This is a genomic window from uncultured Brachyspira sp., from assembly GCF_934747485.1.
Taxonomy (GTDB): Bacteria; Spirochaetota; Brachyspiria; order Brachyspirales; family Brachyspiraceae; genus Brachyspira.
Genome location: NZ_CAKVGN010000020.1, coordinates 1 through 26,641 on the forward strand (window position 1 = coordinate 1; position 26,641 = coordinate 26,641).

Sequence of the window (26,641 nt, forward strand, 5' to 3'; positions counted from 1 at the left end):
AATTATGATACACCTATGCTATACTTTAAGAAATTAAGGAATTCCTAACTGCAATATGTCTGGCTCCTGTGCACAAAAAAATTTTTATATTATATTTAATTTATACATTCTATTAATTTAAAAATAGTTTTATTAATATCACTATATTCTTTAAAATTTAAAGTATTAAAGAGAATTGTATTATCTCCTATTAAATTAATAGGTTCATTTGTGCTTAATTCTTTTAATTCTAACAAATGTTCTTTATTCATTTTCTTAGCTATTATTAAAGCCAAATCTCCAATAGATATAGCCTTACCAGAACATATATTAATAATACCATTAAAATTAGAATTTAAAATTAATACTATAGCCTTCGCTATATCTCCTGCAAACATATAGTCTTTTTTTAATTGTGAATGATTAATTATAACTTTATTATCATTTTTTAAAGAATTAATTATATATGGAAATAGTCTATTTGGATTTTCATTTTCACCATAAATATAAAAAACTCGGCACCAACAAAAATCAATATTATGTTTTTGACAGTATATTTCTGATATTTCTCTAAGATAATTTTTACATTTTGCATATATTGTTGTAGGATTTAATTCATCATACTCATGAATAGGCGTATTTTTAAATTTGTATTCAAAACAAGTGCCTGTAAATATTACTCTTTTACCACCATTTTCTTTGAAGTATTTTAACATATTAATAGATGATGATAATAAATCAAAATTAGAATCTGAATCTAAATAACCTTTTTTAGTATCCCAAGCTAAATGTATTAAATATTCAGGTTTTACACTATTGAATATATTTGATAATTCAACATGATTGTTCAAATTAACACAAAAATAATTTTTTTCATTTTTTAATTTAGTACCTATGCCAAAAACTTCAAAACCTAGATTATGTAAAGGCTCATAAATATATTGGCCTATAAGGCCATTAATTCCTGTAACTATAACTTTTTTCATAATTCAAAATAAGGTGCATTTTTATCTTTATCACTAATAATAATATTATCTTTATTAGGCCAATCTATATTAAAATAAGGGTCATTATATCTTATATGACCATATGCTTCTGGAATAAATTCTGAACTTAAAAAATATGATACTATACTATCATCTTTAAGAGTTTGAAATCCATGTGCAACATACGGAGGAATATATATCATTTTACCATTATCTTCACTCAATTCAACTGTAAAAACTTTTCCATAAGTTGGAGAATCTTTTCTGATATCAGCAATAACATCAAATATTCTTCCTTTCAAACATCTAACAATTTTTATTTCAGGATATGGTTCTTTTTGATAATGTAATCCTCTTATAATACCTTTAAATTTGTTAAAACTAATATTAGATTGTATTAAATTAAAATTTAAATTATACTTTTCTAATTCCTTATTATCAAATGTTCTTAAAAAATACCCTCTTTCATCTTTTATATAATTATTTTGTAACATATAAGCATCTTTTATAAAGATATTTTGTAAAATCATGCTACACTCCTATATTTAGATAAATACAGAAATGTATTGACATTTAATTTTTTATAAAGTAAAATAATATATATTTTATAATTTACTGCTCTGCTCTGCTCTGCTCTGCTCTGCTCTGCTAAAAATTTATAGATAATATCTTCCATATTACTATAATCTCTAAAATTTAATTTATTAATAAGTTTTGTATTATCTCCAATCATAATATTAGGTTCATTAGTTTCTAATTCATGTAATTCTAATAAATGTTCTTTATTCATTTTCTTAGCTATTATGGTAGCAAAATCTCCTAATTTAATACCTTTACCAGAACAGACGTTTATTATACCTTTTACTTGTGAATTCAATACTTTAACTAAAGCTTTAGCAGCATCTCCCGCATATATATAATCTTTTTCTAATTGTGAGTGATTTATAATAACTTTTTTATTTTCTTTTAAGTTATTTATTATATATGGAAATAATCTGTACTTATTTTCATTTTCACCATAAACATAAAAAACTCGGCACCAACAAAAATCTATATTGTTTTTGTTACAATATAATTCAGATATTTCTCTAAGGTAATTTTTGCATTTGGAATATACAGTTGTTGGATTTAATTCATCATATTCTTTAATTGGAATATTTTTAGATTTATATTCAAGACAAGTACCAATAAATACAGATTTTTTACCACCATTTTCTTTGAAGTATTTTAACATATTTAATGAAGATGTTAATAATTCAAAATTAGAATTAGAAACATAATGTTCTATACCTAAATCCCAAGCCAGATTTATTAAATATTCTGGCTTTATTTTATTAAAAATATTTTCTATTTGCAAAGAATTATTTATATCACATTTAATATAATTGAAGTCATTTGTTGTAATATCTCTTCTGCCAATACCATATACTTCAAATTCTAATTCTTTTAATGGTTCAACTATATATTGACCTATCAAACCATTAATCCCTGTCACAACTATTTTTTTCATAATATAATTAATCCTTAGTTAAAATATAAGAATCAAAACACTTTTCTACATACCCAATCATTTCATCGTTAATACCAGGATAAACACCAATCCAAAAAGTATTATTCATAATGAAATCAGAATTTGTTAAATCTCCTACAATTCTATAATTTCTTCCTTTCATATAAGGTTGTTTAATTATATTTCCTGAAAATAATAATCTAGTAGCTATTTTCTTTTCATTAAGATATTTTATCAAATCTTTTCTATTAAAAGGAGCTTCACTTCTTATACTTATAAGAAAACCAAACCAAGATGGATCACTATTTTCTTGTGCTTTTGGTAATATTAAATATTTGCTAAATTTTTCTAATTTCTCTTTAATTTTGATAAAGTTTTCTTTTCTTTTTTCTATGAATTTATTTATTTTTTTTAGCTGAGAAACACCGCATGCTGCCTGCATATCCGTAATTTTTAAATTATAACCTAAATGTGAATATATATATTTATGATCATAACCTTCAGGTAAATCACCTAATTTTTGAGAAAATCTCTGATTACAAGTATTATCACATCCTGGAGCACACCAACAATCACGTCCCCAATCTCTAATACTTTCCATAGCTTTTTTTAATATAGGATTATTTGTTAGTACTGCTCCGCCCTCTCCAATGGTTATATGATGAGCTGGATAAAAACTTAAAGTGGCTATGTCGCCAAATGTACCAACTTTTTGATTATTATAAGTTGTACCAAAAGCATCACAGCAGTCTTCTATTAACCATAAATTATATTTATTACATATTTCTTTTACTTTTTTTATATTAAAAGGATTCCCTAAAGTATGTGCCAAAACAATAGCTTTTGTTTTATCACTTATTGCATTTTCTATTTTATCAGTATCGATATTATATGTTTCTAATTCAACATCTACAAATACAGGTATTAAATTATTTTGTAAAATAGGATTTACTGTAGTTGGAAAACCTGCAGCAACAGTTATAACTTCATCACCTATTTTTAATGCTCTATCTTTCAATAGATGGCTAGTTAATGAAGTAATTGCTATTAAATTTGCAGAAGATCCAGAATTACAAGTTAAAGCATACTTTAAACCAAAAAAGTCTTTTAATCCTTTTTCAAATTCATCATTATACCTATATGTTGTAAGATGGAAATCTAAAGCACTATCAACCAAAGTAGCTACATCATCTTCATCAAATACCCTGCCAGAAACATATATAGGAGATTCTCCTTCTATAAATTCTTTACTACAATACTCTTTTTTAGCATATTCTTTAACTAATTCTAATATTTTCTCTCTATCCATAATATTAATTCCTTACAAATTTATTTTTCCCATTCAGGAGCAAATTGCTGATTTATTTGTATAAAGGATAATTCATTATTCCAATTAGCATGAGATGATTGAAAGCACCTTTTGCACTCATCACACATATTATCTTGATCATTAACGTTTTTTCTAAATTCTTGAAACTCTTTTCCATTCCACATGTCATCAAAATTTTCATAATTTTCAAAATTTAAAAACTTAACAGCTGTTGATTGACAAGGTCTTACGTATCCATCTGATGCCAAGAAAAAATCTCTCCAAGCTACAAAACAATCTTTATGATATTTATTTCCTGCTATATCTTCACCTTGAATATAAGGTAGTTTTAACTTTATATTTAATTTCTTAGCTAATTCTTCTGCTTGATTAAATATTTTTATGACTTTATTTTGCTTATTATATAATGTTTCATTAAGCAAGTTTTTTGTAAATACTGTTAAATAAACACCTTTCACTTCTTCAAGACCTATATCTGAAGCTAATTCTATTAATTGAGGTAATTCTTCTATATTAGAATCCATTAAAGCCATAACAAAATTCATATATGGATAATCTAATTTTCTTTCTTTTTTTTCTTTAACTATTTCTCTAATATTTTGTACTATAAAATTAAAATTACCTCCAAATCTAATTCTATCATTAGTTTCAGCTTTAGCACCATCTAAACTAATAGCCATAATATCTACTTTATAGTCGAATAAAGCATTTTTTATTTTATCTAATTTCATTCCATTAGTTACAAAATATTTTCTTACAGGGAAATCATTCAAATATTTTAATATATCTATGAATTGAGGATGCATAGTAGGTTCTCCCCAACCGAATAACGTAACCTCTTCTATTTTATCTAAAATATTTTCTAATTTTTTTAGATAATCTAATTTAAAAACTGTAGGAGTAAATTCTGCTTCATCGCGTCCGCACATTATACATCTTAAATTACATGCATTAGTAAGTTCCAATACTAATCTTTGAGGATAAGATTTTAATATAGTAGCTTTATTATCCATTTCTTCCCTATTTAATTTTGTATTATCTATTTGTTTTTTAGTTAATTCTCTAGTTTGTAATAATCCTTTAGTTTTTGCTCTTAATAACATTAAGCTACCTCCTCAATAAAGTTTTGAAGAGGTAGTGTAAAATCAATAATTATTTTTATATTATAAAAATAAATTTTATTATTGACTTTATTAACATTATAATATTTAATAAATAGTAGTACTATTAACTCTGCTCTGCTCTGCTCATATTCTTTTATTTGCAAATCTGTTATTTTATATAAATTACCATTATTCAAATATTCTTTATACCAAATAGCGGTTTGTTTAATAGCATCTCTTGTGTTAAATATCTCCTTCCAATTTAATTCCTTTCTAATTAAAGATGAATCTAAAAGTAATAAATTATTTTCCTTATTATTATCTTGAGGTTTTATATTATACATACCTTCTCCTATTATTTGAATAAAAATTTTAGTTATATTTTCTACAGTATATTCATTTCCAGTATATATCGGAGCTAAATTATAACTATCAGATATATCTTTTTTATTGTTTATTAAGTTATAAGAAAATAATAAATATCCATAAAGCACATCCAATACATGTTGCCATGGTCTTATACTATTAGGATTTCTAAGCTCAACAGGAATATTTTTTTCTATAGCCCTTACTATATCAGGTATAATTCTATATTGCGAAAAATCTCCGCCACCTATAACATTGCCAGCTCTAGCTACACCTATGTTTTTATCTTTTAAAAAAGATTTTTTATAACTTTTTATTATTAGTTCAGCACATGCTTTAGAAGCTGAATAAGGATCATGACCGCCTAATGCATCATTTTCTCTATAACCCCATACCCACTCTTTATTGTCATATACTTTATCTGTTGTAATCATAACAGCACATTCTAAATTATTTAATTCTTTTATTGACTCTAATATATTTATAGTACCTAGTATATTAGTTTCATAAGTATATACAGGATTATTATAGCTTTCTAAAACTATAGGTTGTGCAGCTAAATGAAATAAAATATCAGGATTAATTTCTTTTACTATAGTTTTTATTTTATCTAAATATCTTATATCTTGTATATATGATTTAACTTCATCATCTAGATTAATTAAATTATATAATGATAATTTCTCTGCTTCCAAAGATATACCATATACTTTAGCCCCAAGACTTAAAAGAAATTTTGAAAACCAAGCACCTTTAAAACCAGTATGCCCTGTTATTAATATTTTTTTGTTTTTAAATGAATTAAAAATATTATTGATTACCATACTTTCCATGGTGCATCTCCTTTATTCCACATATCTTCAAGTAAAGATTTATCTCTTTGTGTATCCATACATTGCCAAAAACCTTCATGTTTAAATGCCATCAATTCATTATCACTACTTAACTTTTGTAGTGGTTGCTGCTCAAATATAGTAAAATCATTTTCTAAATAACTAAATATTTGACTATTTAATACAAAAAAACCTCCATTAATGTAGGCATTATCGCCTTTAGGTTTTTCTATAAAACTAGTTACCAAATTATCTTTATCGATATTGATAGCCCCCCATCTAGCTGGAGGAAATACGGCAGCCATAGTAGCTATTTTACCATGTCTTTTATGAAACTCTAATTCTTCCAATATATTAATATTAGATACACCATCTCCATAAGTAAGACAGAAAGTTTTTTCATCTTTTAGCAAATATTCTACTCTTTTCAATCTTCCTCCTGTCATTGATGATTCTCCTGTATCTATAAGATCGATAATCCAATTTTCTTCTTCAACAACAGGATTATTTAGTTTATCAAGAATATTTGAAGTATTATTTTTGAAATCTATTCTCATGTTATATAAATGTCTTCTGTAGTTATCAAAAAATTCTTTTATCATATATCCTTTATAACCAAGAAGTATAATAAATTCATTAATACCATAATATGAATAATATTTCATTATATGCCAAATAATAGGTCGTCCACCTATTTCTACAAGTGGTTTTGGACGTATGGTTGTTTCTTCACCTAATCTTGTACCAAATCCACCTGCTAATATGACAAGTTTCATTTATTTTCCTCTCATTATTACCTAATCTATATAAATATTATATATAGACGTTTCATATTTTTCAACGTTCCTATATTAAATTATTATCTTTCATATACTCAAATATTATTTGTCTAATACCGCTTGATAGAGCAAGGCCTTTTTCATTTTTGAAATGGCTTTCTAATATTTTTTTATGCTCTTCATTTATTTTTATTACAATCGTGCTTTCTAATTTTTTATTATTAGATGATTTATCACTGTCTTTAAATAGATTTGAGTTTTGTACTTGTTCTAATAAAGTATTATTGCTTTTATTTATAGGCATATCATTCTCCTATTATATCGCTTGCTATTTTATTCAATTCTTCTATTGTATTGCTTTTTGGATAGTATTCAAAAATTGTTTTGTTAAATTTTTGACTATCTGCTATTTTTCTATCTTGACCTATTTTATATATGTTATACCTTTTTAAATTTTCAAGAATACTCAAATATTGTTTATGTGTTTCAAATGACTTGTTGATTAAGTTTATTATTATTTTGTTGTATCTTATATTTTTTCTGTATGATTTATTTATTTTTTGCAATTCATTATAAAAAAGCTCTATTCCGTCAAATGAAAAATATTCTGGAGTTATAGGAGTAATAACTTCGTTAATTGCAAGAAGTATGCATCTTTCTAACTGGCTTATTGAAGGACTTAAATCATATATTGCATATTCAAATCCTAATTTTTGCAATTCCGTATTTAAATCTTCAAATATAAATGGTTCTTGAAAAAGTTTAGTTTCTGCATAATTTTTTAAAGAGCTGTCTTTAGATTTTGTAGGTATAATATAAAAATTATCTTTTATTTTTTTTATAGCGTTTTGTAAAGGCATTCCTTGCAGACAGTCTGATAATTCATAATCTATATTTTCTTTTAAAAACCAATTACTTGAATTGGCTTGTATATCGCAATCTATAAGTATAGTTTTTTTTGATTCTGATATTTTATATGCTATATTTCCAGATAGTGTAGTTTTTCCCACTCCGCCTTTTAAGATATGAAAAGCTATAGATTTTATCATTTTATTCCTTAATATTTTTTTATTATAATTTTGTAATACTTTATATAAATAATATAATATACTTGTATTACATTTTTATCAAGTTTAAATATGTTACATTTTTCTATTATTTAAAAAATTTAAAAATAAATAGGGATATGTTTCAAAATAGACTATTTTTTACAAAAAGATGTTTCAAAACAGACTACTTAACGTTACAAAATAAACTACTCAACGTTACAAAACAGACTACTATTTATTGTAAACGTTTCAAAATAGACTACTATATTTGTGGTAAAAGAACTATATATTTTTTAATAAATATTATATATAATATTTACAGTTACAGCATAATATAGATATTACTTTATATTATATTAATAATATTTTATTATAATAATATAATATAAATATTATATATTACTACAATATTATAATATATAAATTATGCTTTGACAAAATTCGAATTCTTTGATATATTATTATAAAGGTTAGATTTATGAATAAAGCTATATCAAAAAATAAATTTATTAATAATCCTATTAATGCTCCTAGATTAATAGCTAAAGCTGAAACTTTTACAAAATATGATATATCGCATGCTCAAAAGTTAGAAATAGAAAAGAAATTAGGTATTTTGAAAGATGAATATTTTAACTTAAATGGTGCCTATCCTTATGTAATAGATTTTATAAATTACATGTGTACTTTTTATAAAGATGATAAATATATACACAGAAAAAATAATAATTTAGAAACTCATTATTTAATATATACTTCCAAAAATAGTTTTTTTAATGCTACTTTAGGAGAGTTCCAAGAGCAGAGAAAAATATTAGAAGTGGATGTATATAGAACACTTAATAGAATAGATAAAGACGGTATGCCTGTAAAACCGAAGATATACCCATTGAATGCTACTCATTCTATACATACAGATGCTATAAGATTTAGCATAATAAACAAAGATACTAATTGTCAAATACAAAATTTAAAAAATATTAATGGTGAAGTTTATTATTATGCTATTGAATTTTTGAAGCCTATTTGGAATTGTTTATTTGGAGCTAAGGGAACAGAAGGTTATATTAGAATACCATCTCAATTGCAGGCAAAAATTGTTCATAGCATCAATAAATATAAAGATAATCCTAAATTCACTAAGTACGGTAATTTTGGAAAATCTATAAATTATAGGCAGCTGTTTCTATATTTATGTCTTCATGATAACGGAAAAAGCAGTGAAATAGAATACGATTTTAAAGACATAATAAAAAAATGTTTTAGACAAAATACTCAATCAAGAGGCGACAGCGTTTTTTTGAAAGATAAATCTAAGGCCTATAACTTTATCAAAAAAGGTTTGGAACTATTTAATCAAATGGGGCAAGATGGACTTATAGATAAAATTAATGTTATGCCTTATGCTTTAAAAATAAAAAATGATAGTATATTAGTATCATTACACAGAGATAAATCTAATTTGCCTAATTTTGAAGTCCTTAATTAAGTATTATATTATTATAACAATATAATACTTAATTATAATAATATATAATATTATATATATTTTACTATAATAATATTATATATTTAATTTTATGTCTCGCTGTTTTTAAAAGATAAAATCATCAATACTCTCTTCATTGTAACTTTCTTCATTATTATCAGATATTATCTTTGGTATTTTGTATGTATATATGTTGTTATTTTCAAAAAATTTATTGAATGTATAACCTTCTCTCAGACTTGTAAATATCTTGTTTTTTTCTCCATCTTTATTTTTTACAATATATAATTTAGTGTTATAATTTTCTTGATTGTGAATACTTTCTAAATTAATGCATAAATCAGATATATTTTCTATTTCACTTGTTTCTCTGTATCTTATTAATGTATTAATATTGATTTCTTTTGATCTATTAAATTGACTTAAAAGTATCATCATACAATTTAATTTTTTTTGTATGTTTTTTAAATATGAACAAATTTTATTTAATCCTTCACGTAAGTTACTGCTGTCATGGTCTATAATTTGCAAGTAATCTATAACAACAATAATTCTAGGCTCTTTAATATTTAGCTTACTTGAAGCATTTTGTTTTAATTTTAGTAATTGATTATAAAGATTATATATATTCAATTTTTCAAATATAGCAATACGACTGCTAAATAATATGCTTAAAGAATCATTTTTATGTTTATTAATTAATTTTGCAAAATCAATAGTATTTTTTCTTTTATTATTGGATATTAATTGTAATATCATCTTTTTTGTTAGAAATGCTTTACTATCGTCTAAAGAATAAAAAGCAAGTATAGTATTATCATTTTTTTGAAGTATTTCTAAAGCGAGCTGGCTTACAAAAGAAGTTTTTCCTACAGAGCTTTCTGCTCCTACTGTAATTAAATAGTCTTTTATGAAATCATTTAATACTTCAAATGATGTATTTTCCAAATTATAAGGTTTTATATTGGTTATTGTATTTATTAAAGATTCTATTGTATTGTTATTTAATATATTTTCTTCTATATTGAGATTATCTTCATTGAGAATGCTAAATTCTTTTAAAATATTTTTTATTTCAAGTATAGAGTTATCTATATTATTTTTATTTATTTCATTTAATTTTTCTCTAAGTGAATTAATAAGTTCATTTTTCAAATAATCTTCTTTATCTACAATTAAGTCTTTATCAATCAAATTAATTCTCCGTATTTTTTAATATATTCTTCTTCTGTTAAACATTTTTTATCCATTGTAAGTAAAAGCAATGAATTTTGAAAATTTTTTTTTGTTTTTATATATCCTAACTCTTTTTTTGTAAATATATAATAATCTAAAATACAAATTTTGTCATTAGGCATTTTAAAATAATTATATTTTATATTATCTATTTTAAAACTTTTTATATCTGCTTTTACTAATATATCATTAATATCTTTAACATTATTATTAATTGTAAAGTTTTCTATTGAAAAAGCACCTTTATAATTGTTCAATTTATATATATCTTTAATTAATCTTTTTCCTGCATCATCATTATCAGAAAAGCTATAAATATTATAATTTTTTAGAAAATCATATTCTTTTAATATATTGCTTTTAGTAGCACCAGACAAAGCAATAGAAACATATCCAAAACGTTCTAATGATAATGCATCTATAACTCCCTCACATATAATAACATCTTTATTATTGCCTAATTTATTTATATTATAAATAGAGTCTTTTGCATTTTTGTTAAATAAATACTTGGGTTTTATATCTTCGTCTATAGTGCGTCCTTGAATAGATAAAATATTATAGCCAGTAGTATCAAAATATGGTATAATAAGTCTATGCCTATAATGAAATAAATATAAGTTATTATATTCTTTATTTTTTGCTATAATTCCGCTTTTTATCAGATTATCTTCGCTATAGTATTTTAACAATTCGTTTATAATAAATAATTGTTCTTTTTTATCTTTAGGAAGATTTTTTATTTGATTATCTATAATTTGTTTTTTTATTATGCATCTTTTTTGCAAGTAATCTAAAGCTTCTTTATTATCTAATAATGATAAAAAAGTTTTATAAATATTATCAAAATTACAATTATTATTTATAGTTTTTTTTATATTAACTTCTTTTTTATTATATTCTATTTTTTTATAATTATTTCCTGTTATAAACTCAACAGCTTCATTAAAATTGCAATGTAACATTTCTTTAACTAATTTTATATTGTCTCCGCTAGCTCCGCAGCTGAAGCAATGATAATAATTTTCTTTAATATTAAATGATAAACTAGGGTTTGTATCATTATGAAAAGGGCATATTGCTTTATTATTTTTATCTACTTCAAACCCTAAACGTCTTGCTATATCAATAATAGAATAGTGATTTTTTATATAATTTATATCTAATTTACACATAAATAAGTTTAAAAGTAAGTTTTTGTATATTTATCGAAATTATAATATTTATTTTTCACATAAATAAAAATATATTATAATTTAATTAAGTCTTTTATTGATAATTCATCGTGTATGTAAAAATCTGAAGTTATTGCAGTAGAACTATGCCCTAAATATTTACTTACAGCCTTTAAGCTTTTATTATCTTTTATAAGTAAATGAGTAGCAAAACTATGTCTTAATGTATGTGGGTGTACTTGTCTTGTTCCTATGGCTTTTAGTCCTGCCGTATTTACTATTCTATATATATATTGCCTTGTAAAAGGTCTTTTGTTTTTGGTTTCAAATAAATATGTTTTACTTTGAAAAGTGTTTATTATTGTATTGTATAATTCTAACTTTAATTTAATTTTTCTTTCTTTATTTCCTTTTCCAATTACAGATACAGACATATAAATAATATTATCTTCAATAGTTTTTTTACAATCTTTCTTTTTTATATTAATTAATTCTGAAACTCTTAATCCTGTAGCGTATAATGTTTGTATGATAAGTTTATTTTTTTCATTGGATAATTTTATCATTTCATTAATAATCTTTTTAGATACTATTTTTTCTTTAGTTATTGTATTATCTCTTTTAGTTATCTTTATTTCAGAAAAAGCACTGTCTATGATAGCTTTTTTATTTAAATCTTTTATTTTATATTTAATTAATTTTTTTAAAGCTGCTTTATAAATTGCAATTGTAGCATTCGATTTAGTTTTTTTATTTTCCTTGAGAAACTTTATAATATTTTCGTAAGTTAGAGAATCATTGCTTTTATAATATTGTCTGATGACATTAGTATATGCTTGTCCAAATACTGTTTCCAAATCAAGTATTTGTTTTTTAGTTAACATAAGTGTGCTATTCATGATAAAATTATACGTTTTTTACATATTTTTTCAATGTTATCATTTATAAAAAATATATACAAAAGTTAAGTTATGTATATATTTCGGAAAATAACTATTTTTAATAATAATTTTTATAATTTTTTTATATTTCAAGTAAGAAATTGAAATCTTGATAATTAGTTTCTATATAAGAATCTTTTATAGGCTTTTCTATAGATATAGTTAAAAAATTAAAAAACTTATACACAGTTTGATATTTTCCAGATGGAGAATAACGAGTAAATAAAAAAAATAGTTTTTCGTTTATAAATACTTTTTTATATGGTTTATATTTTTGAAATAAATATTTAATTTGTTTTTTATCAGCAACTCTATTTAAATGATTAACTATTAATTTAATATCATAATTATTTTTGATTATTTTTATAATCTTTTTTAGTTCATCTATATTTAAAGGTACTGTAATTTTTTTTTCTAATACATGTTTTTTTAGAAATGGATATCCTTCTTCTATTAGAGATAAAGGATTAAAATATGGCCTGTTAAACTCGCCATTATCATCAAATAAAGCTTTTAATTCTATATTATTATCAATCATAAGTTTTGAAAGTCCAAACTCATATTTTTTAATTATATCCATTTTATCTTCTTCTTTTTTTATTTCTGAGATAAAGTTATTAAAGAAAGAGGTATTAAATATAGTTTTGTCTATTATAATAAAAAAGCTAGTGATATAATCATGTTTTGCTATTTTTAAATCTTTACTAATTGAGATACCGCCAAAATTATAATCTTTCATTTTATTTAGTATATTGTCCAAATTAAAGAGAGGTCCGTAACAAGAATCATTACAAAATATTATTTTATCATAGGTTTGTAAAATATTATTTTCTTTAGCGTATAAATATCCTCGTTTATAGGAGCCAAAATCATATTCGCCATGTCTGCCATTTATAGTATTTAAGCAATAATTATCAATTTTGTTTAATTCATTGTCTGGCATATTACAATCAGATACATAAATAATATCTGCTATTTTTTTTAATTCTTTAATATAATAGACTACATAATCATCAATTATATTATCTTTATCATACCCTGCAAACACAGCCAATATTTTCATTTTTTATTCTACCTATAGTTTTTATAAAATTCCAATAATTGTTCATACATAGCTTTTGCTGATACTTCATCGACTATATATCCTTTAGTATAATTACTCACTCTTTCAGCAGGAGCTCCTAAATTAAACACTATTATAGGCTTATCCATTAAAATAATTTCTTCTGTAGTATACGAGAAAGTCTCAGGACATATAGATGTTATTATAAATATATCTATATCATAATAATCTATTTTGTCTACTAAATCATTATGAGTATATATTCCTGTGTTAATGAAGTTTTTAGCTTTTATATCAGAAGTTCCAAATAGATAGAAAATTATATTATCATTTTTAGTAAGGTTTAAAAGTTCTTTTACTATATCTTTTCCTTTTGATTCTGCTAATACACCTAAAATACCGACATGTAATTTATCTTTTTTAGTTGAAGTTTTTGCTTTTCTTTTTATCCAATCTACCTTATGCGGTATCACTTTAATTTTTTGACTATTTAAATTAGGATATGCTTTCATTATAATATCTTTAGAAGAATTAGAGAATGCTATTATTTCATTTGAGTTATTAAGTATTTTTTTAAATAATAATTTGTGAGAATATATATCCATATCTGGTATGCATTCGAGACAAATATTAAAATCTTTAGGTACATTGCAGAAGTATTGATTTTTATATAATAAATTTACTTTAGGACATATAGAAAAATAATCATGCAATAAAAAAGTTAAATCAGCATTATATTTATTTTTTAATTTTATTATAGTGTTTACAGAATCATAAATATTAAATCCTATTAAATGATTTATAATTATTTTATTTATTTTAATTATATTTAAAAAATTTAATAAAACATCAATTTCATAAAAACTATAAAAAATTAGTTCTATATTTATATTTTTGTATTTTATATTTAAAATATATTCTTTATTATTATGTGCTCTAAATTCTTTTATTATAAAATAAATCTCATTATCTATATTTTTATCAACTAACTTATTTAAATATAAATTAGTTCCACCGCCCATATTATGAGTGAATATTATATTTTTCTTAATTTGATTTAATGGCATTAATTTAAGAATATTTGATATTCTAATTAATTTTAAAGTATCTTTTTTAAAATAATCATCAATCAATGTTTCATATTTAGGATATTTTTTTGTAAGTATAGAATAATTAGTTTTTAATAATTCTTTTTTTTCTTCTGATAAAAATGAACCTCCATGATTATGATATACAAATAAATTTCCTGCTATTAAATGTTTATAACCTTTTTCATAACTTCTCATACACCAATCATTTTCTTCCCCATATCCTTTTCCATATATAGTATCAAAATCTCCAACTTCATCAAAAATATTTTTATTAATAGCCATACAAAAACCTACTGCAGTTGGTATATTTTGATAGGCATAATTGATAGGTATTTTTTTAAACTCTTCATCTATTGTATTAACATCTAAATCAAAAAATAATTTATTATCTTCGCAAAAATTTGGGAAACTGCATATTGTGCCCGAGTTTGTAAATGGAGTAACACTAGCTATATTTCTATTATTAATAATTGGATAGATAAGCCTGTTAATCCAATTATTGGGTACTACTACGTCCGAGTTTAATAGTATAAAATGGTTTTTAATGAATTTACAAGCTTTATTTACCGATTTGACAAATCCGAGATTTTCTTCATTTTTTATTAAAATTATTTCCTTACAAAAATTATATTCTTTATTTGATAAATTAGATAAAAAAGGATATATATTTATATCTGGGCTATTATCATCTACTATTATTAATCTATAATCAATATGTGTAGAATTAAATATAGATTCAAATAATGGTTGTAAATATTGAAATCCGTTATAGATAGGTATTATTATATCTATTGGATTTTTTATATTAATAATTGGATTAAAACTGCATTTTGTATATTCTAAATTAAGAATATCTGATATTTTTAATTCTATAATATTCATAGGTATAAAAAAATTTATATGTATAAATTTTAATAATAGTATTTTAGCATTATAAATACTTTTTTCTTCATTATAATTAAAATAAATCTTTAATATAAAGAAAGATTTATAAAAATTAGATTTATAATTTTTATTGTTTGTAATAGTATTTTTAAGGAATATAGTAATATTAATTAAATTAAATAATTTAATTAATAATTTTATGGAATCTTTATCTTCTATGTATTCTAATTTTTTTAGTTTCAACATATATTTTTTACACTTAATTATTAATTACTATAATTATATAATATATTATATTTTTACACAATTTAAGGTATTAATTTGTATATATTAATATTTTTTTAGTAAAAAATTAAAGTCTTTATATTTATAGTCTATATATGAAACGCTTTTTGGAAAATCTATTGTAATTTTTAATTTATTAAAGAAGATAAATGCTATTTGAAATTTTCCTGAAACAGAATATTGACAAGATATATTTATAAATTTCTTAGAAAAAACAGAGATTGTTCGTATTTTAAATCTTGGGAATAGATATTTAATAATTTCTTTATTTTCAATAATTCTATTCAAATGATTTACAATTAAGTTGATATTATAAGTACTTTCTATTAAGTTGAATATAGTTTTTAAATCATGAATATATAGTTTACAAAATACTAATTCTTTAAAAACAGTTATTTTAAAGAAAGGGAATCCGCATTTTATTGCTTGAGTAGTATTAAAAAATGGAACATTATTATTATCCGTTTCATTTTCTTTAATATTAGAATCTAAAAAAGATGCCACGGAAACATTTTCTTTTTTTAGCAAATTTCCTAAACCTATTTCATATTTTTTTACTACTTCCCATTTATCATTTTCTTTTTTAATATTAGATATAAAGTTATAGAAATATTCAGATAAATATACTTTAGGTTTTAAGCTTAAAAAATAGCTTTGCAAATGCTCATCATTTTCTTTGTCTTTAAAACAATTAAACATACCCCAAACATCGGTATTTTTATTTTCCATATTTTGTACGATTTCTTGAAAATTAAAGAAAGGTCCGTAGCATGAATCATTGCAAAGAATCAAATAATCATAATTTTGCAGTATATTATTTTCTTTAGCGTATAAATAGCCTCTTTTATAAGAACCGAAATCATATTCTCCATGACGTCCATTAATTAAATAAATACAATATTCTGATATTTTTGTTAATTCATTTTCGAGCATATCACAGTCAGCAACATAAATAATATCAGCTATTTTTTTTAGTTCTTTTATGTAATATACTACATAATCATCTATAATATTGTCTTTGTCATATCCTGCAAATATAGCTAATCTTTTCATATATTAATCTTTATTTAGATGAGTAATTTAATTCAATCCACTTTTTATATTCACCGCTTTTAATATTATCTATCCATTTTTTATTATTTAAATACCAATCTATCGTTATATCAATAGCTGTATTAAAGTCATGTTTTCTCTGCCAGCCTAATTCTTTTTTTATTTTATCACAATTAATAGCATATCTTCTGTCATGACCTGCTCTGTCTTTTACAAATTTAATAAGTTTTTTATAATAATTTTTTTCTTTATTCATTTTTACGGCTAATTTTTCGCATAAAATATTTACCATATCAATATTAGTTATCTCATTTTCTCCGCCGATATTATAAGTTTCTCCAACTCTTCCTTTGTATATTATATCAAGTACCGCATTATTATGATCTTCAACAAATATCCAATCTCTTATGTTTTTACCATCGCCATAAACAGGTAAGTCTTTTTCTTCTACTATATTAGAAATCATTAAAGGGATTAGTTTTTCAGGGAATTGATAAGGTCCGTAATTGTTGCTGCAATTAGATATTGTAACAGGTAAGTCATAAGTATGATAATATGCCTTTACAATATGGTCGCTTGAAGCTTTTGATGATGAGTAAGGGCTTCTAGGATCATAAGGAGTTGTTTCATAAAAATATCCTGTTTCACCTAAAGAACCATAAACTTCATCTGTGCTTATATGATGAAATAATTTATTTTCTTTGTTGTTTTCCCATAATTTACGTGCTGCTTCTAATAAAATAAAAGTACCCATAATATTTGTTTCAATAAAATCTTTAGGGCCATATATTGAACGGTCAACATGGCTTTCTGCTGCAAAATGCACTATACAATCTGGTTTATATTTGTTAAATATTTCATCTATTTTTTTAGCATCACAAATATTTGCTTTTTCAAAAAAATATCTGTCTTTATATTGTTCTTCTATATCAAGTAAATTTTCTCTGTTGCCTGCATAAGTTAAGGCATCTATATTTATAATATTGCCTTTATATTCAGTTTTTTGTAATATATATCTTACAAAATTAGCTCCAATAAAACCGCATCCGCCTGTTATTAAAATATTATTAAATTGTCTCATTTTATTAAATTTATCCTTTTTATATTATTAATTATAGTATTTAATTCATTAAATCATTTCGGAATTTATTTCTAGCTTTTTTATTGGTATCCACCATGCTAATTTATTAATTAAAGAATTAAGTTTATTATCAATAAGATTAAGTTTATTATCAAAACTAATAAATTTATTATCAAAATCACTAAGTTTATTATTGAAACTATTATTTAGTTCGTTTGTTTTTCTCATTTCTATAAAATTTTTTGAATTACCTAAAACAATACCATTAAAATATTCATTAATTTTAGCATCATAATTTTTACTAAATAATTTTTGAAAATACATTATATCTAAATCTGTAGGTAAATAGCTCCAAGGTAATGTTAATAGATAAATATAATCAAAAACTCTATCTTTTATATCAGAATCTAAAATAATAGCTCCAATATTGCCAAAGTTACCAAAATGCCCTTCATTAGGGTATATTTTTTTTCCTTTGATTGCACTAAATAATGTCCCATTAGTTGTACATCCATATCTAAAATTATAAATATATGGTTCCATAGCATATAATAATGTATCATGTAATATTAAAATAGCATTCTCTTTTAAATATGGTAATACAGTTAAAAAATCTAAAATCTCTCCTGGATTACAATGCATAGTATCTAGAAGACAAACGTCTATATTATTACCAATATCTTCAATAAATTTAGCAGATACTCCACCAGTATATAAATTCCATTTATTTTTTAGTTCAGGTAGATAATCATTAACAATAAAACCTGTATTCTTAGAATTATCTTGATAATATTTTGTATTATAATCTATAGAATATAATGTAGAATTTTCAAAATCTTTTATAGCATTTAATATAATAGCAGAACTTCCACCAGCAGCAAGACCTATTTCCAAAATTTTATTAGGCTTAAGTTTCCTAATAATACCATTTAAAAAAGATCTATCTGTAAAACTCATTTCACTTAAAGTACGATTATTATGTTTTTGCTCAAGAATATGATTTATTTGCATTAAAATATTTGTTTCAAATTTATCTATATTATTATCTAATATCATACAAAATCCTTAGAAATTATTATTTTATTAAACTTTGTAAATATTTTCCGTATTCGGAATTTTTTAATTTAGATGCAGTTTCTTCTATTTTGGAAGCATCTATCCATTTATTATTATATGCAATTTCTTCTAAGCATGCTATCTGCATTCCTTCTATATTTTCAACAGCAGATACAAATTGAGAAGCCTGAAGTAAACTGTCTCTAGTGCCAGTATCAAGCCAAGCAAAACCGCGGCCTAATACTTCTACTTTAAGTTTTTTATTTTCTAAATATACTTTATTAACATCAGTAATTTCTAATTCGCCTCTTGCTGAAGGTTTAATATTTTTTGAAATACTAACTACATCATTATCATAAAAATAAAGACCTGTAACCGCATAATTTGATTTAGGTTTTTGAGGTTTTTCTTCTATAGATAAAGCATTATAATTTTCATCTATTTCTACTATTCCAAAACGTTCTGGGTCTTTTACTTGATATGCAAATACGATTGCCCCATCTTCTAATTTGGCACTTTTTTCTAGTATATGTGAGAAACTTTGACCAAAGAATATATTATCACCTAATATCATAGAAACATTATCTTTTCCTATAAAGCTCTCTCCTATAATAAAAGCTTCTGCAAGACCATTAGGTGCTTTTTGTACAGCATATTCAATATTGCATCCCCATTGACTGCCGTCTTTTAATAATTTTTTAAAAAGAGGAGTATCATTTTCTGTTGATATTATAAGTATATCTCTAATTTTTGATAGCATTAAAACAGATAATGGATAATATACCATAGGCTTATCATATATTGGTAAAAGCTGTTTTGATATAACATTTGTCATAGGATAAAGCCTTGTTCCGCTTCCTCCTGCTAATACTATTCCTTTCATAATAAAATAACCTCTAATTATTTATTTTTATGTACTTTAAAGAAAGTATTTAAACTATACTTATAATCATATATTTTAGCATATTTTTTTATTTTTTCTACAGATAAAACGCTGTATTTAGGTCTTTTTGCTTTTGTTGGATATTCTTCAGTAGTGCATGGATTTATTTTGCAATCATTACTTATAATATTATATTCTTTTCCCTTTTCATATATAGTATTTGCAAAATCATACCAAGAAATATTGCCTTCATTAGTATAGTGATAAAGACCATAATCAAAATTGTGATTTTGTATACAATAGTATATTAATTCAGCAACATCACCAGTATAAGTTGGAGAGCCAAATTGATCGTTAACAACTTTTATGCTTTCTTTACTGTTCATTAAATTAATCATAGTATATACAAAATTTTTACCATAAATACCATATAGCCAAGATACTCTAAAAACTATTGATTTATCATAGGATAAGGCATATTTTTCACCTTCTAATTTACTTTTACCATAAATATTTATTGGGTTGGTTTTATCTTCTTCAGTATATGGTTTATTACTATTTCCATCAAATACATAATCAGTAGAAAAATGAATTAAATCTGCTTTTATATTGAATGCTATTTCTGTAATGTTTTTAATACCTTCGGCATTTACTTTATAACAAATATCTTTTTCATCTTCTGCTAAATCTACTTTAGTATATGCTGAAGAGTTTATTATAGTTTTAATATTTTTGTCTTTTGAAAAATTATTAAGTATATCAATATTAGTAATATCTATATCAGAAGCTGTTGCAATGTATTCTACACTATTTTTATTAAACTTATCAATTATATCTTGGGCAAGCATTCCATTTTTACCGATTATCCAAATCATAAAAATTACTCCCCTATCCAATTTCCGTCTAATGAAAAATATTTTTTGTTTTTATCAAATGAAGGAAGTTTTAAATCCTTTTCTGATACTAATACATTTTTTATCTCACAAGTCCAATCTATGTTGATATTTTTATCATTATAAATTATACCGCCCTCTTCTTCAGGGTGATAAAAGTCTGAACATTTATAAGCAAAAACAGCTGATTCGCTTAAAACTATAAATCCGTGAGCAAAACCTTTAGGGATGAAAAACTGCTTTTTGTTTTCTTCTGTTAATAATACACCATAATATTTTCCGAAAGTTGGAGAATCATTTCTTAAATCTACAGCAACATCAAAAACTTCGCCTTCTAATACTCTTACTAATTTAGCTTGACAATATCTTTTTTGATAATGAAGTCCTCTTAATACATTCTTTGTAGACTTAGATTGATTATCCTGTACAAATTTTTCTTTAATTCCAGCCTCGAAAAAATCTTTTTCACTGTATGTTTCTAAAAAATATCCTCTTGAATCTCCGAAAACTTTAGGCTCTGCTATTAAAAGCCCTTCTATGTCTAATTTTTGAAAGCTAAATGGCATATTATATCCTATAATTTTTACTTTTATTATAAATATATACTATTATATATATAAAGTAAAGGTATATCATAATAAAAGTTACTAAATAATATAGTATAATTTTATATATAATAATTTTTTAGTTATGATGAACTATAATATTATTATAAATTTAACTAAAAGGATATAAAAATGAAGTCAATATCAAATACTTATAACTATAATAAAAAATCATATAATTTCTATATGGTTACATTTGCTGTACATAAAAATAGTATATATAAAAATATACAAAGTACTCTAAGAAATATAATAAAAAAAGTATTAGAAGATAATGGATATTATTATTTTGGAACAACATTATATATAAAATATGTTTTTAACAATTATAATATAGATTTCGGTATATTATCTTTTTTGGAAGAAAAATTTATACTTGAAAGTATAGAGAAAGAATTATTAAGTAGAAAGTTAAACATATATTATATGAATGATATAGAATTGCACATAATTGTACATTAAATATTCTAATAAAAACCTATGATGTAATTTGTTATTTATGTATATAGCTTACTTATATATTAATATTAGGTATTATTTTATTCATAAAAACTAATTCTTAATGAGTACATATCAATTCTTACATCATAGATGGTTTTTATTATAAAATAATATAAAACTAAAGTTTTAACGAAATTTTAATTCCTAATATAGTTATTATAAAATATTTGTCTGTTTTATTTATAGAGAATAAATCAATATTAAATAAAGTTATTAAGTTGAATATACAGTATTTTTTTATAGGTATGTACTGTTCTTTTATAACAATATTATTTTGACTATTTATTTCTCTAAATTCTTGCATTATTTTTTCTATATTAGTAACTTGGTCTATTAACTCTTCTCTACTAATATATTCATATTCTATTTTTTTATCTTTCGGTATTATTATATCTTCTCCAAATTTATAATCCCAATCCACTGGAGTAAAAGGAGATAGAGCAGCATTGGTATAAAATGTAATTTCACTTGAGTATATCTTTTTACCTATTGAAAAAAAGTCAATTCTTACATGAGGAAAATCACATGATAGCTTATTTGCGAGTTCTAATAATTTATCTAATAATTTTGGTTTAGGTACATCATATGGAATTGGATCCCAAATATAATGTACATCTACTTTATTCCAATTAGTATCATAGATAGTGCATCTATCTTTACCTGTATGGGCATCTGTAATTACATGTATAAAACGAGGTTTTCCAGAATAACAATATATACCGTATACTATAAGATTATCATTATCATCATCTTTAATAAATTTTTCACATAAAATTTTAGGTTTGATATTTTTATATCCCCATTCGTAGTAAGCATAATAATGGTTGGAAGTCATTTTTATCCATTTATTGAGCTTTTTCTTGGCATCTTCTATATCTAATTTAGATTTGTCTTTAACAACAATATTTTGACCGCTGCCCCAATTTACTTTTAATACAAATTGATTTGGTAAAGAGTCAAAATCAATATCCTCAGCATTATCATAAACACCAAGCAATGGTATAAGATACTCCTCTCCTATAGTATTTTTTATATATTCTCTAACTTCATATTTATCTGCATATTTAGTTATACGTGGATCATGGTAATACAATTTTAACCAATTTAACTTTTCATTAAAAGTTTTAGGTTCATCTATATTAGGTTTATATCCAACACTTTCTATAAACATTTTTTCTAATATTTCTTTTTTTAGTTTTATATTTTCTTCTACAGTCATACTTAGAGCTCCTTATTTGAAATTATGCAATAAAAAAACCTATGCTGCATTTTTATATTGCAGCATAGGTTGTAATTTTTTATATTTTAAATTATTATAAAGGTATATGTTATCCTTACATATTAGGTCTGGTCTGGTCTGGTCTGGTCTGGTCTGGTCTGGTCTGGTCTGCATTTTAAATGATATTTTAATTCCTAATATAGTTATTATAAAATATTTGTCTGTTTTGTTTATAGAGAATAAATCAATATTAAATAAAGTTATTAAGTTGAATATACAATATTTTTTTATAGGTATGTACTGTTCTTTTATAACAACATTATTTTGATTATTAACCTCTCTTCGCTCTTTTATTACGGGTTCTAAATTAGTAACTTGATTTATCAATTCTTCTTTACTAATATATTCATATTCTATCATTTTTTCTTTAGGTAAATTAATTAGATTACCTAATTTAATGTCCCAGTCATCAGGAGTAAATTTAGCTAGCCCGGCATCAGAATAAAAAGTATATTCGCTGAAATATATTTTGTTATTAACTTCATAAAAATCAACTCTCACAAAATAAGGAAAACCTTTAGAAAGTTTTTCAGCAAATTCTATCATTAAATCTAAAGTAGGCGGTTTTGGCATATCATGATCAAAATTCTGAAAATTTTGTTTTAATATTAATTTATTCCAATTTAAATCATAATAATTAATTCTTTCTTTTTCGGTTTTATCGTCTATTATGACTTGAAATAAATAAGGCTTACTTCCAAAACAAAATGTTTTATATACAGTTAAGTTTTCTATATTTTCGTTAGCCATATATTTTTCACATAAAATTTTAGGCTTAATATTTTTATATGGCCATTCATAAAAATAATAGTAATGATTAGATTTTAATTTCATCCATTCGTTTAATGTTTTTTTAGTATCTTCTATATTTAATTTAGATTTATCTTTAACAATAATATTCTGACCGCTGCCCCAATTTACTTTTAATACAAATTGATTAGGCAAAGAATCAAAGTCGATATCTTCTGCATTATCATAAGCTCCGAGTAATGGTATAAGATATTCTTCACCTATGAGATTTTTTACATAATCTCTAACTTCATATTTATCTGCACATTTAGTGCATAATGGATCGTTATAGTATAATTTTAACCATTGTAATTTTTCATTAAATGTTTTTGGATTTTCTAAATTTAAATTATATCCAACTACTTCATTAAATATTTTATACGTTAATTCTTCTTTTAGTTTTAAATGTTCTTTTAATGTCATTTTTACCTCATATAATAATCGCAATTTATTATATCAAAATCTATAAAAATGTCAATTTTTATAAGAGCTATATATTATTTTGTAATTTAAATTGTTATTTGCCTCATTTGTTTGCAGTAATTTTTTAGCATTAAATATATATTGAAAAGTCATTTTTATTATATGCATACCTTGTTTAAAAACTTTAGCATTACTAATTTGATCATCTTCTCTCCAAGTCAATGGGAAAAATTTAAAATTAGTTTTATAATATATTAAATAGAATAATAAATATACATTAAATGTCAAATCATTTCTAAAAGGTAAATAGAATTGATTTTTTAGTATTTCTGTTTTAAACATATTTAATCCAGATCCCATATCTTTAACACTTTTTCTTAGAAATACACTAATAAAAGCATTAACGGCATAATTTCCAATTATTCTTATCTTATCATATCCCGGTGTTTTTGAACCTCTCATAAATCTAGCACCTAAAAAAGCATCATATTTAAAAGCTGTTTCATCTTTTATATACGGCACTATGTCTTTAATGCTGCCTTGATCATCTCCATGAAGCACTATTACATAATCATAACCATTATCTATTGCATAATTAAAAGCTGTCTTGTGTGATCCGCCTAAACTAACATTTTCTTCATTTTGTATTAAAGTAGTTTTTATATTGCTTAATTTTTTTAATGCTTCTTCAGCCGCTAACAAAGAATTATCTTTACTTATATTATCAACAACTAAAATCTCTGCAAAAAGTTTTTGTGTTTCTCCATCAAATTGCGATATAACTCTAGGTATCTGTTTTTCACAATTATACATTGGTATAAATACTAATATTTTCATAATAATATTTATACCTTAATTTTTTTACTAGAGTTTAAATATAAAAAAATGATAATTAATATATAAACATATGATATTATTTTTAATATTTCAATATAATTATAAGCACTATTTACCCCCCCCCAACTGTATTTATTTACACTAGATAGTTGAAAATCTATTATATGTTTAATACCATCAATAATTTTTGTTTTAGGAATATAATTAAATTCATTATTAGCTTTAACATTTGAACCTATAGCATTTTTGAATACTTCTTTTTCTATTCTTTTTCTGCTTAAATTATAATTTTTATCAAATAATTCTTCATATTTATCCCAAAAACTATTTGGATTGCCACTATTATATTCAATATTTTTATTTAATGTTTTAAAAATTATATCTGCAATTCCTAAAGCTGAATATCCTTCCCCAGAACATAAATTGAAAATTTCTGAATTATATTGTTTTTCAGAGTTAATCATTCTATACATATATTCCATTAAATCATCAACATATATGTAATCTCTCTTAACATTAGATGTATTAAAAATAGTGGGCTTTATGCCATTAACTATTTCTCTTATTAAATAACTTGTAAATGGGGGATATTTTCTTTTAAAATCTTGATGCGGACCATATATATTAAAAAATCTACAAATTATAATATTCATATCATAATTTTGTGAATATGATTTACATATTTGCTCTGCCATATATTTTGTTGTAGAATATATTAAATTAGGATATACAATCATATCCTCTGTATAAATATCATTTGGATTATTATTTTCATATACTGCTGAAGTAGATGAAAAAATAATTTTTTTAACATTACTCGATCTACAGGCATTCAAAACATTAGTCAATCCTGTAATATTAATATCAATGGCTTTTGTTGGATTTGCTTCGCATTCAGGCAATGCTGAAATTCCTGCTAAATGCACAACTATATCTATATTTTTTAAATACTTATTAAAATCTTTAGATCTAATATCATCTAATATAAAATTCTTAACTAAATACTCATTATCTTCAAAATTATCTCTATAACCATATTCTAATGTATCTAAAATTTTAACTTCATTTCCTTTTAATAACAAAAATTTAGCAAATTCTGAGCCTATAAAACCTGCTCCACCTGTAATTAAAATATTCATAA

26 protein-coding genes are annotated in these 26,641 nt (G+C 23.1%); 2 read left to right on the forward strand and 24 right to left on the reverse strand.

Annotation, left to right across the window (positions count from 1 at the left end):
- Positions 1 to 95: 95 nt before the first annotated feature.
- From Q0H31_RS05235 to Q0H31_RS05275, 9 genes are all read right to left on the reverse strand, one after another.
- Positions 96 to 965, reverse strand: a complete 870-nt coding sequence (locus tag Q0H31_RS05235; RefSeq protein ID WP_295296183.1) for an NAD(P)-dependent oxidoreductase — start codon at positions 963 to 965, stop codon at positions 96 to 98.
- Positions 962 to 1,495, reverse strand: coding sequence for a dTDP-4-dehydrorhamnose 3,5-epimerase (rfbC, locus tag Q0H31_RS05240; protein WP_295296184.1), 534 nt, complete (start codon positions 1,493 to 1,495; stop codon positions 962 to 964). The genes Q0H31_RS05235 and rfbC (Q0H31_RS05240) overlap by 4 nt, the downstream gene beginning before the upstream one ends.
- Positions 1,492 to 2,475, reverse strand: coding sequence for an NAD-dependent epimerase/dehydratase family protein (locus tag Q0H31_RS05245; RefSeq protein ID WP_295296185.1), 984 nt, complete (start codon positions 2,473 to 2,475; stop codon positions 1,492 to 1,494). The genes rfbC (Q0H31_RS05240) and Q0H31_RS05245 overlap by 4 nt, the downstream gene beginning before the upstream one ends.
- A 7-nt stretch (positions 2,476 to 2,482) precedes the next feature.
- Entirely contained in the window at positions 2,483 to 3,784 is a 1,302-nt protein-coding gene (rfbH, locus tag Q0H31_RS05250; RefSeq protein ID WP_295296186.1) for a lipopolysaccharide biosynthesis protein RfbH, read from the reverse strand.
- Between the two features lie 20 nt (positions 3,785 to 3,804).
- On the reverse strand, positions 3,805 to 4,908 hold the full coding sequence (locus Q0H31_RS05255; protein WP_295296187.1) for a radical SAM protein: 1,104 nt from the start codon (positions 4,906 to 4,908) through the stop codon (positions 3,805 to 3,807).
- Positions 4,908 to 6,107 (reverse strand): CDP-glucose 4,6-dehydratase, encoded by a 1,200-nt coding sequence (rfbG, locus tag Q0H31_RS05260; protein ID WP_295296188.1) that lies wholly within the window; start codon positions 6,105 to 6,107, stop codon positions 4,908 to 4,910. The genes Q0H31_RS05255 and rfbG overlap by 1 nt, the downstream gene beginning before the upstream one ends.
- Complete coding sequence (gene rfbF, locus Q0H31_RS05265; protein WP_295296189.1) at positions 6,092 to 6,883, reverse strand: glucose-1-phosphate cytidylyltransferase; 792 nt, start codon at positions 6,881 to 6,883, stop codon at positions 6,092 to 6,094. The genes rfbG and rfbF overlap by 16 nt, the downstream gene beginning before the upstream one ends.
- Before the next feature lie 70 nt (positions 6,884 to 6,953).
- On the reverse strand, positions 6,954 to 7,190 hold the full coding sequence (locus Q0H31_RS05270) for a hypothetical protein (RefSeq protein WP_295296190.1): 237 nt from the start codon (positions 7,188 to 7,190) through the stop codon (positions 6,954 to 6,956).
- Between the two features lies 1 nt (position 7,191).
- Positions 7,192 to 7,935 carry a ParA family protein gene (locus Q0H31_RS05275; protein ID WP_295296191.1) on the reverse strand — a complete coding sequence of 248 codons (744 nt, stop codon included), beginning with the start codon at positions 7,933 to 7,935 and terminating at the stop codon, positions 7,192 to 7,194.
- Positions 7,936 to 8,413: 478 nt separating this feature from the next.
- Between Q0H31_RS05275 and Q0H31_RS05280 the strand changes: the two genes are divergently transcribed.
- Entirely contained in the window at positions 8,414 to 9,424 is a 1,011-nt protein-coding gene (locus Q0H31_RS05280) for a hypothetical protein (protein WP_295296192.1), read from the forward strand.
- Positions 9,425 to 9,529: 105 nt separating this feature from the next.
- On the opposite strand, the gene Q0H31_RS05285 is transcribed toward Q0H31_RS05280, so the two are convergent.
- The 11 genes from Q0H31_RS05285 to rfbC (Q0H31_RS05335) form a co-directional block, all read right to left on the reverse strand.
- Complete coding sequence (locus tag Q0H31_RS05285) at positions 9,530 to 10,618, reverse strand: DnaB-like helicase C-terminal domain-containing protein (RefSeq protein WP_295296193.1); 1,089 nt, start codon at positions 10,616 to 10,618, stop codon at positions 9,530 to 9,532.
- Complete coding sequence (locus tag Q0H31_RS05290; RefSeq protein WP_295296194.1) at positions 10,615 to 11,835, reverse strand: CHC2 zinc finger domain-containing protein; 1,221 nt, start codon at positions 11,833 to 11,835, stop codon at positions 10,615 to 10,617. Before Q0H31_RS05290 ends, Q0H31_RS05285 begins: the two co-directional genes overlap by 4 nt.
- A 74-nt stretch (positions 11,836 to 11,909) precedes the next feature.
- Positions 11,910 to 12,719: a tyrosine-type recombinase/integrase gene (locus Q0H31_RS05295; RefSeq protein ID WP_278774445.1), complete on the reverse strand. Its 810-nt coding sequence runs from the start codon at positions 12,717 to 12,719 to the stop codon at positions 11,910 to 11,912.
- A 139-nt stretch (positions 12,720 to 12,858) separates the two neighbouring features.
- A complete protein-coding gene (locus Q0H31_RS05300; protein WP_295296195.1) occupies positions 12,859 to 13,839 on the reverse strand; it encodes a rhamnan synthesis F family protein in 981 nt (326 codons plus the stop codon).
- Positions 13,840 to 13,847: 8 nt separating this feature from the next.
- Positions 13,848 to 16,061 (reverse strand): glycosyltransferase, encoded by a 2,214-nt coding sequence (locus Q0H31_RS05305; protein ID WP_295296196.1) that lies wholly within the window; start codon positions 16,059 to 16,061, stop codon positions 13,848 to 13,850.
- Between the two features lie 84 nt (positions 16,062 to 16,145).
- Entirely contained in the window at positions 16,146 to 17,153 is a 1,008-nt protein-coding gene (locus Q0H31_RS05310) for a rhamnan synthesis F family protein (protein WP_295296197.1), read from the reverse strand.
- Positions 17,154 to 17,163: 10 nt separating this feature from the next.
- A complete protein-coding gene (gene rfbB / locus Q0H31_RS05315; protein WP_295296198.1) occupies positions 17,164 to 18,234 on the reverse strand; it encodes a dTDP-glucose 4,6-dehydratase in 1,071 nt (356 codons plus the stop codon).
- A gap of 48 nt (positions 18,235 to 18,282) precedes the next feature.
- On the reverse strand, positions 18,283 to 19,290 hold the full coding sequence (locus Q0H31_RS05320) for a class I SAM-dependent methyltransferase (RefSeq protein ID WP_295296199.1): 1,008 nt from the start codon (positions 19,288 to 19,290) through the stop codon (positions 18,283 to 18,285).
- 19 nt (positions 19,291 to 19,309) lie between these two features.
- Positions 19,310 to 20,173, reverse strand: a complete 864-nt coding sequence (gene rfbA / locus Q0H31_RS05325; protein WP_295296200.1) for a glucose-1-phosphate thymidylyltransferase RfbA — start codon at positions 20,171 to 20,173, stop codon at positions 19,310 to 19,312.
- A gap of 17 nt (positions 20,174 to 20,190) precedes the next feature.
- Entirely contained in the window at positions 20,191 to 21,048 is an 858-nt protein-coding gene (gene rfbD, locus Q0H31_RS05330) for a dTDP-4-dehydrorhamnose reductase (protein WP_295296201.1), read from the reverse strand.
- Positions 21,049 to 21,053: 5 nt separating this feature from the next.
- Entirely contained in the window at positions 21,054 to 21,632 is a 579-nt protein-coding gene (gene rfbC / locus Q0H31_RS05335; RefSeq protein ID WP_278774192.1) for a dTDP-4-dehydrorhamnose 3,5-epimerase, read from the reverse strand.
- A 171-nt stretch (positions 21,633 to 21,803) separates the two neighbouring features.
- On the opposite strand from rfbC (Q0H31_RS05335), the gene Q0H31_RS05340 reads away from it, so the two are divergent.
- On the forward strand, positions 21,804 to 22,133 hold the full coding sequence (locus tag Q0H31_RS05340) for a hypothetical protein (protein WP_295296202.1): 330 nt from the start codon (positions 21,804 to 21,806) through the stop codon (positions 22,131 to 22,133).
- A gap of 157 nt (positions 22,134 to 22,290) precedes the next feature.
- Here the strand turns inward: Q0H31_RS05340 and Q0H31_RS05345 are convergent, their stop codons facing one another.
- From Q0H31_RS05345 to Q0H31_RS05360, 4 genes are read right to left on the reverse strand one after another with little or no spacing between them, the layout of a single operon-like run.
- A complete protein-coding gene (locus Q0H31_RS05345) occupies positions 22,291 to 23,391 on the reverse strand; it encodes an ATP-grasp fold amidoligase family protein (protein WP_295296203.1) in 1,101 nt (366 codons plus the stop codon).
- Positions 23,392 to 23,430: 39 nt separating this feature from the next.
- Positions 23,431 to 24,663 carry an ATP-grasp fold amidoligase family protein gene (locus Q0H31_RS05350; RefSeq protein WP_295296204.1) on the reverse strand — a complete coding sequence of 411 codons (1,233 nt, stop codon included), beginning with the start codon at positions 24,661 to 24,663 and terminating at the stop codon, positions 23,431 to 23,433.
- A 51-nt stretch (positions 24,664 to 24,714) separates the two neighbouring features.
- On the reverse strand, positions 24,715 to 25,500 hold the full coding sequence (locus Q0H31_RS05355) for a glycosyltransferase family 2 protein (protein WP_295296205.1): 786 nt from the start codon (positions 25,498 to 25,500) through the stop codon (positions 24,715 to 24,717).
- An 8-nt stretch (positions 25,501 to 25,508) separates the two neighbouring features.
- Positions 25,509 to 26,639, reverse strand: coding sequence for an NAD(P)-dependent oxidoreductase (locus Q0H31_RS05360; RefSeq protein WP_295296206.1), 1,131 nt, complete (start codon positions 26,637 to 26,639; stop codon positions 25,509 to 25,511).
- Between the last annotated feature and the right edge of the window lie 2 nt (positions 26,640 to 26,641).

Excerpts from the sequence above, each read along its gene's own strand:
- Q0H31_RS05235 (WP_295296183.1), bottom strand. The coding sequence starts at position 965 with ATGAAAAAAGTTATAGTTACAGGAATTAATGGCCTTATAGGCCAATAT.
- rfbC (WP_295296184.1), bottom strand. The coding sequence starts at position 1,495 with ATGATTTTACAAAATATCTTTATAAAAGATGCTTATATGTTACAAAAT.
- Q0H31_RS05245 (WP_295296185.1), bottom strand. The coding sequence starts at position 2,475 with ATGAAAAAAATAGTTGTGACAGGGATTAATGGTTTGATAGGTCAATAT.
- rfbH (WP_295296186.1), bottom strand. The coding sequence starts at position 3,784 with ATGGATAGAGAGAAAATATTAGAATTAGTTAAAGAATATGCTAAAAAA.
- Q0H31_RS05255 (WP_295296187.1), bottom strand. The coding sequence starts at position 4,908 with ATGTTATTAAGAGCAAAAACTAAAGGATTATTACAAACTAGAGAATTA.
- rfbG (WP_295296188.1), bottom strand. The coding sequence starts at position 6,107 with ATGGAAAGTATGGTAATCAATAATATTTTTAATTCATTTAAAAACAAA.
- rfbF (WP_295296189.1), bottom strand. The coding sequence starts at position 6,883 with ATGAAACTTGTCATATTAGCAGGTGGATTTGGTACAAGATTAGGTGAA.
- Q0H31_RS05270 (WP_295296190.1), bottom strand. The coding sequence starts at position 7,190 with ATGCCTATAAATAAAAGCAATAATACTTTATTAGAACAAGTACAAAAC.
- Q0H31_RS05275 (WP_295296191.1), bottom strand. The coding sequence starts at position 7,935 with ATGATAAAATCTATAGCTTTTCATATCTTAAAAGGCGGAGTGGGAAAA.
- Q0H31_RS05280 (WP_295296192.1), top strand. The coding sequence starts at position 8,414 with ATGAATAAAGCTATATCAAAAAATAAATTTATTAATAATCCTATTAAT.
- Q0H31_RS05290 (WP_295296194.1), bottom strand. The coding sequence starts at position 11,835 with ATGTGTAAATTAGATATAAATTATATAAAAAATCACTATTCTATTATT.
- Q0H31_RS05295 (WP_278774445.1), bottom strand. The coding sequence starts at position 12,719 with ATGTTAACTAAAAAACAAATACTTGATTTGGAAACAGTATTTGGACAA.
- Q0H31_RS05300 (WP_295296195.1), bottom strand. The coding sequence starts at position 13,839 with ATGAAAATATTGGCTGTGTTTGCAGGGTATGATAAAGATAATATAATT.
- Q0H31_RS05305 (WP_295296196.1), bottom strand. The coding sequence starts at position 16,061 with ATGTTGAAACTAAAAAAATTAGAATACATAGAAGATAAAGATTCCATA.
- Q0H31_RS05310 (WP_295296197.1), bottom strand. The coding sequence starts at position 17,153 with ATGAAAAGATTAGCTATATTTGCAGGATATGACAAAGACAATATTATA.
- rfbB (WP_295296198.1), bottom strand. The coding sequence starts at position 18,234 with ATGAGACAATTTAATAATATTTTAATAACAGGCGGATGCGGTTTTATT.
- Q0H31_RS05320 (WP_295296199.1), bottom strand. The coding sequence starts at position 19,290 with ATGATATTAGATAATAATATAGATAAATTTGAAACAAATATTTTAATG.
- rfbA (WP_295296200.1), bottom strand. The coding sequence starts at position 20,173 with ATGAAAGGAATAGTATTAGCAGGAGGAAGCGGAACAAGGCTTTATCCT.
- rfbD (WP_295296201.1), bottom strand. The coding sequence starts at position 21,048 with ATGATTTGGATAATCGGTAAAAATGGAATGCTTGCCCAAGATATAATT.
- rfbC (WP_278774192.1), bottom strand. The coding sequence starts at position 21,632 with ATGCCATTTAGCTTTCAAAAATTAGACATAGAAGGGCTTTTAATAGCA.
- Q0H31_RS05340 (WP_295296202.1), top strand. The coding sequence starts at position 21,804 with ATGAAGTCAATATCAAATACTTATAACTATAATAAAAAATCATATAAT.
- Q0H31_RS05345 (WP_295296203.1), bottom strand. The coding sequence starts at position 23,391 with ATGACTGTAGAAGAAAATATAAAACTAAAAAAAGAAATATTAGAAAAA.
- Q0H31_RS05350 (WP_295296204.1), bottom strand. The coding sequence starts at position 24,663 with ATGACATTAAAAGAACATTTAAAACTAAAAGAAGAATTAACGTATAAA.
- Q0H31_RS05355 (WP_295296205.1), bottom strand. The coding sequence starts at position 25,500 with ATGAAAATATTAGTATTTATACCAATGTATAATTGTGAAAAACAGATA.
- Q0H31_RS05360 (WP_295296206.1), bottom strand. The coding sequence starts at position 26,639 with ATGAATATTTTAATTACAGGTGGAGCAGGTTTTATAGGCTCAGAATTT.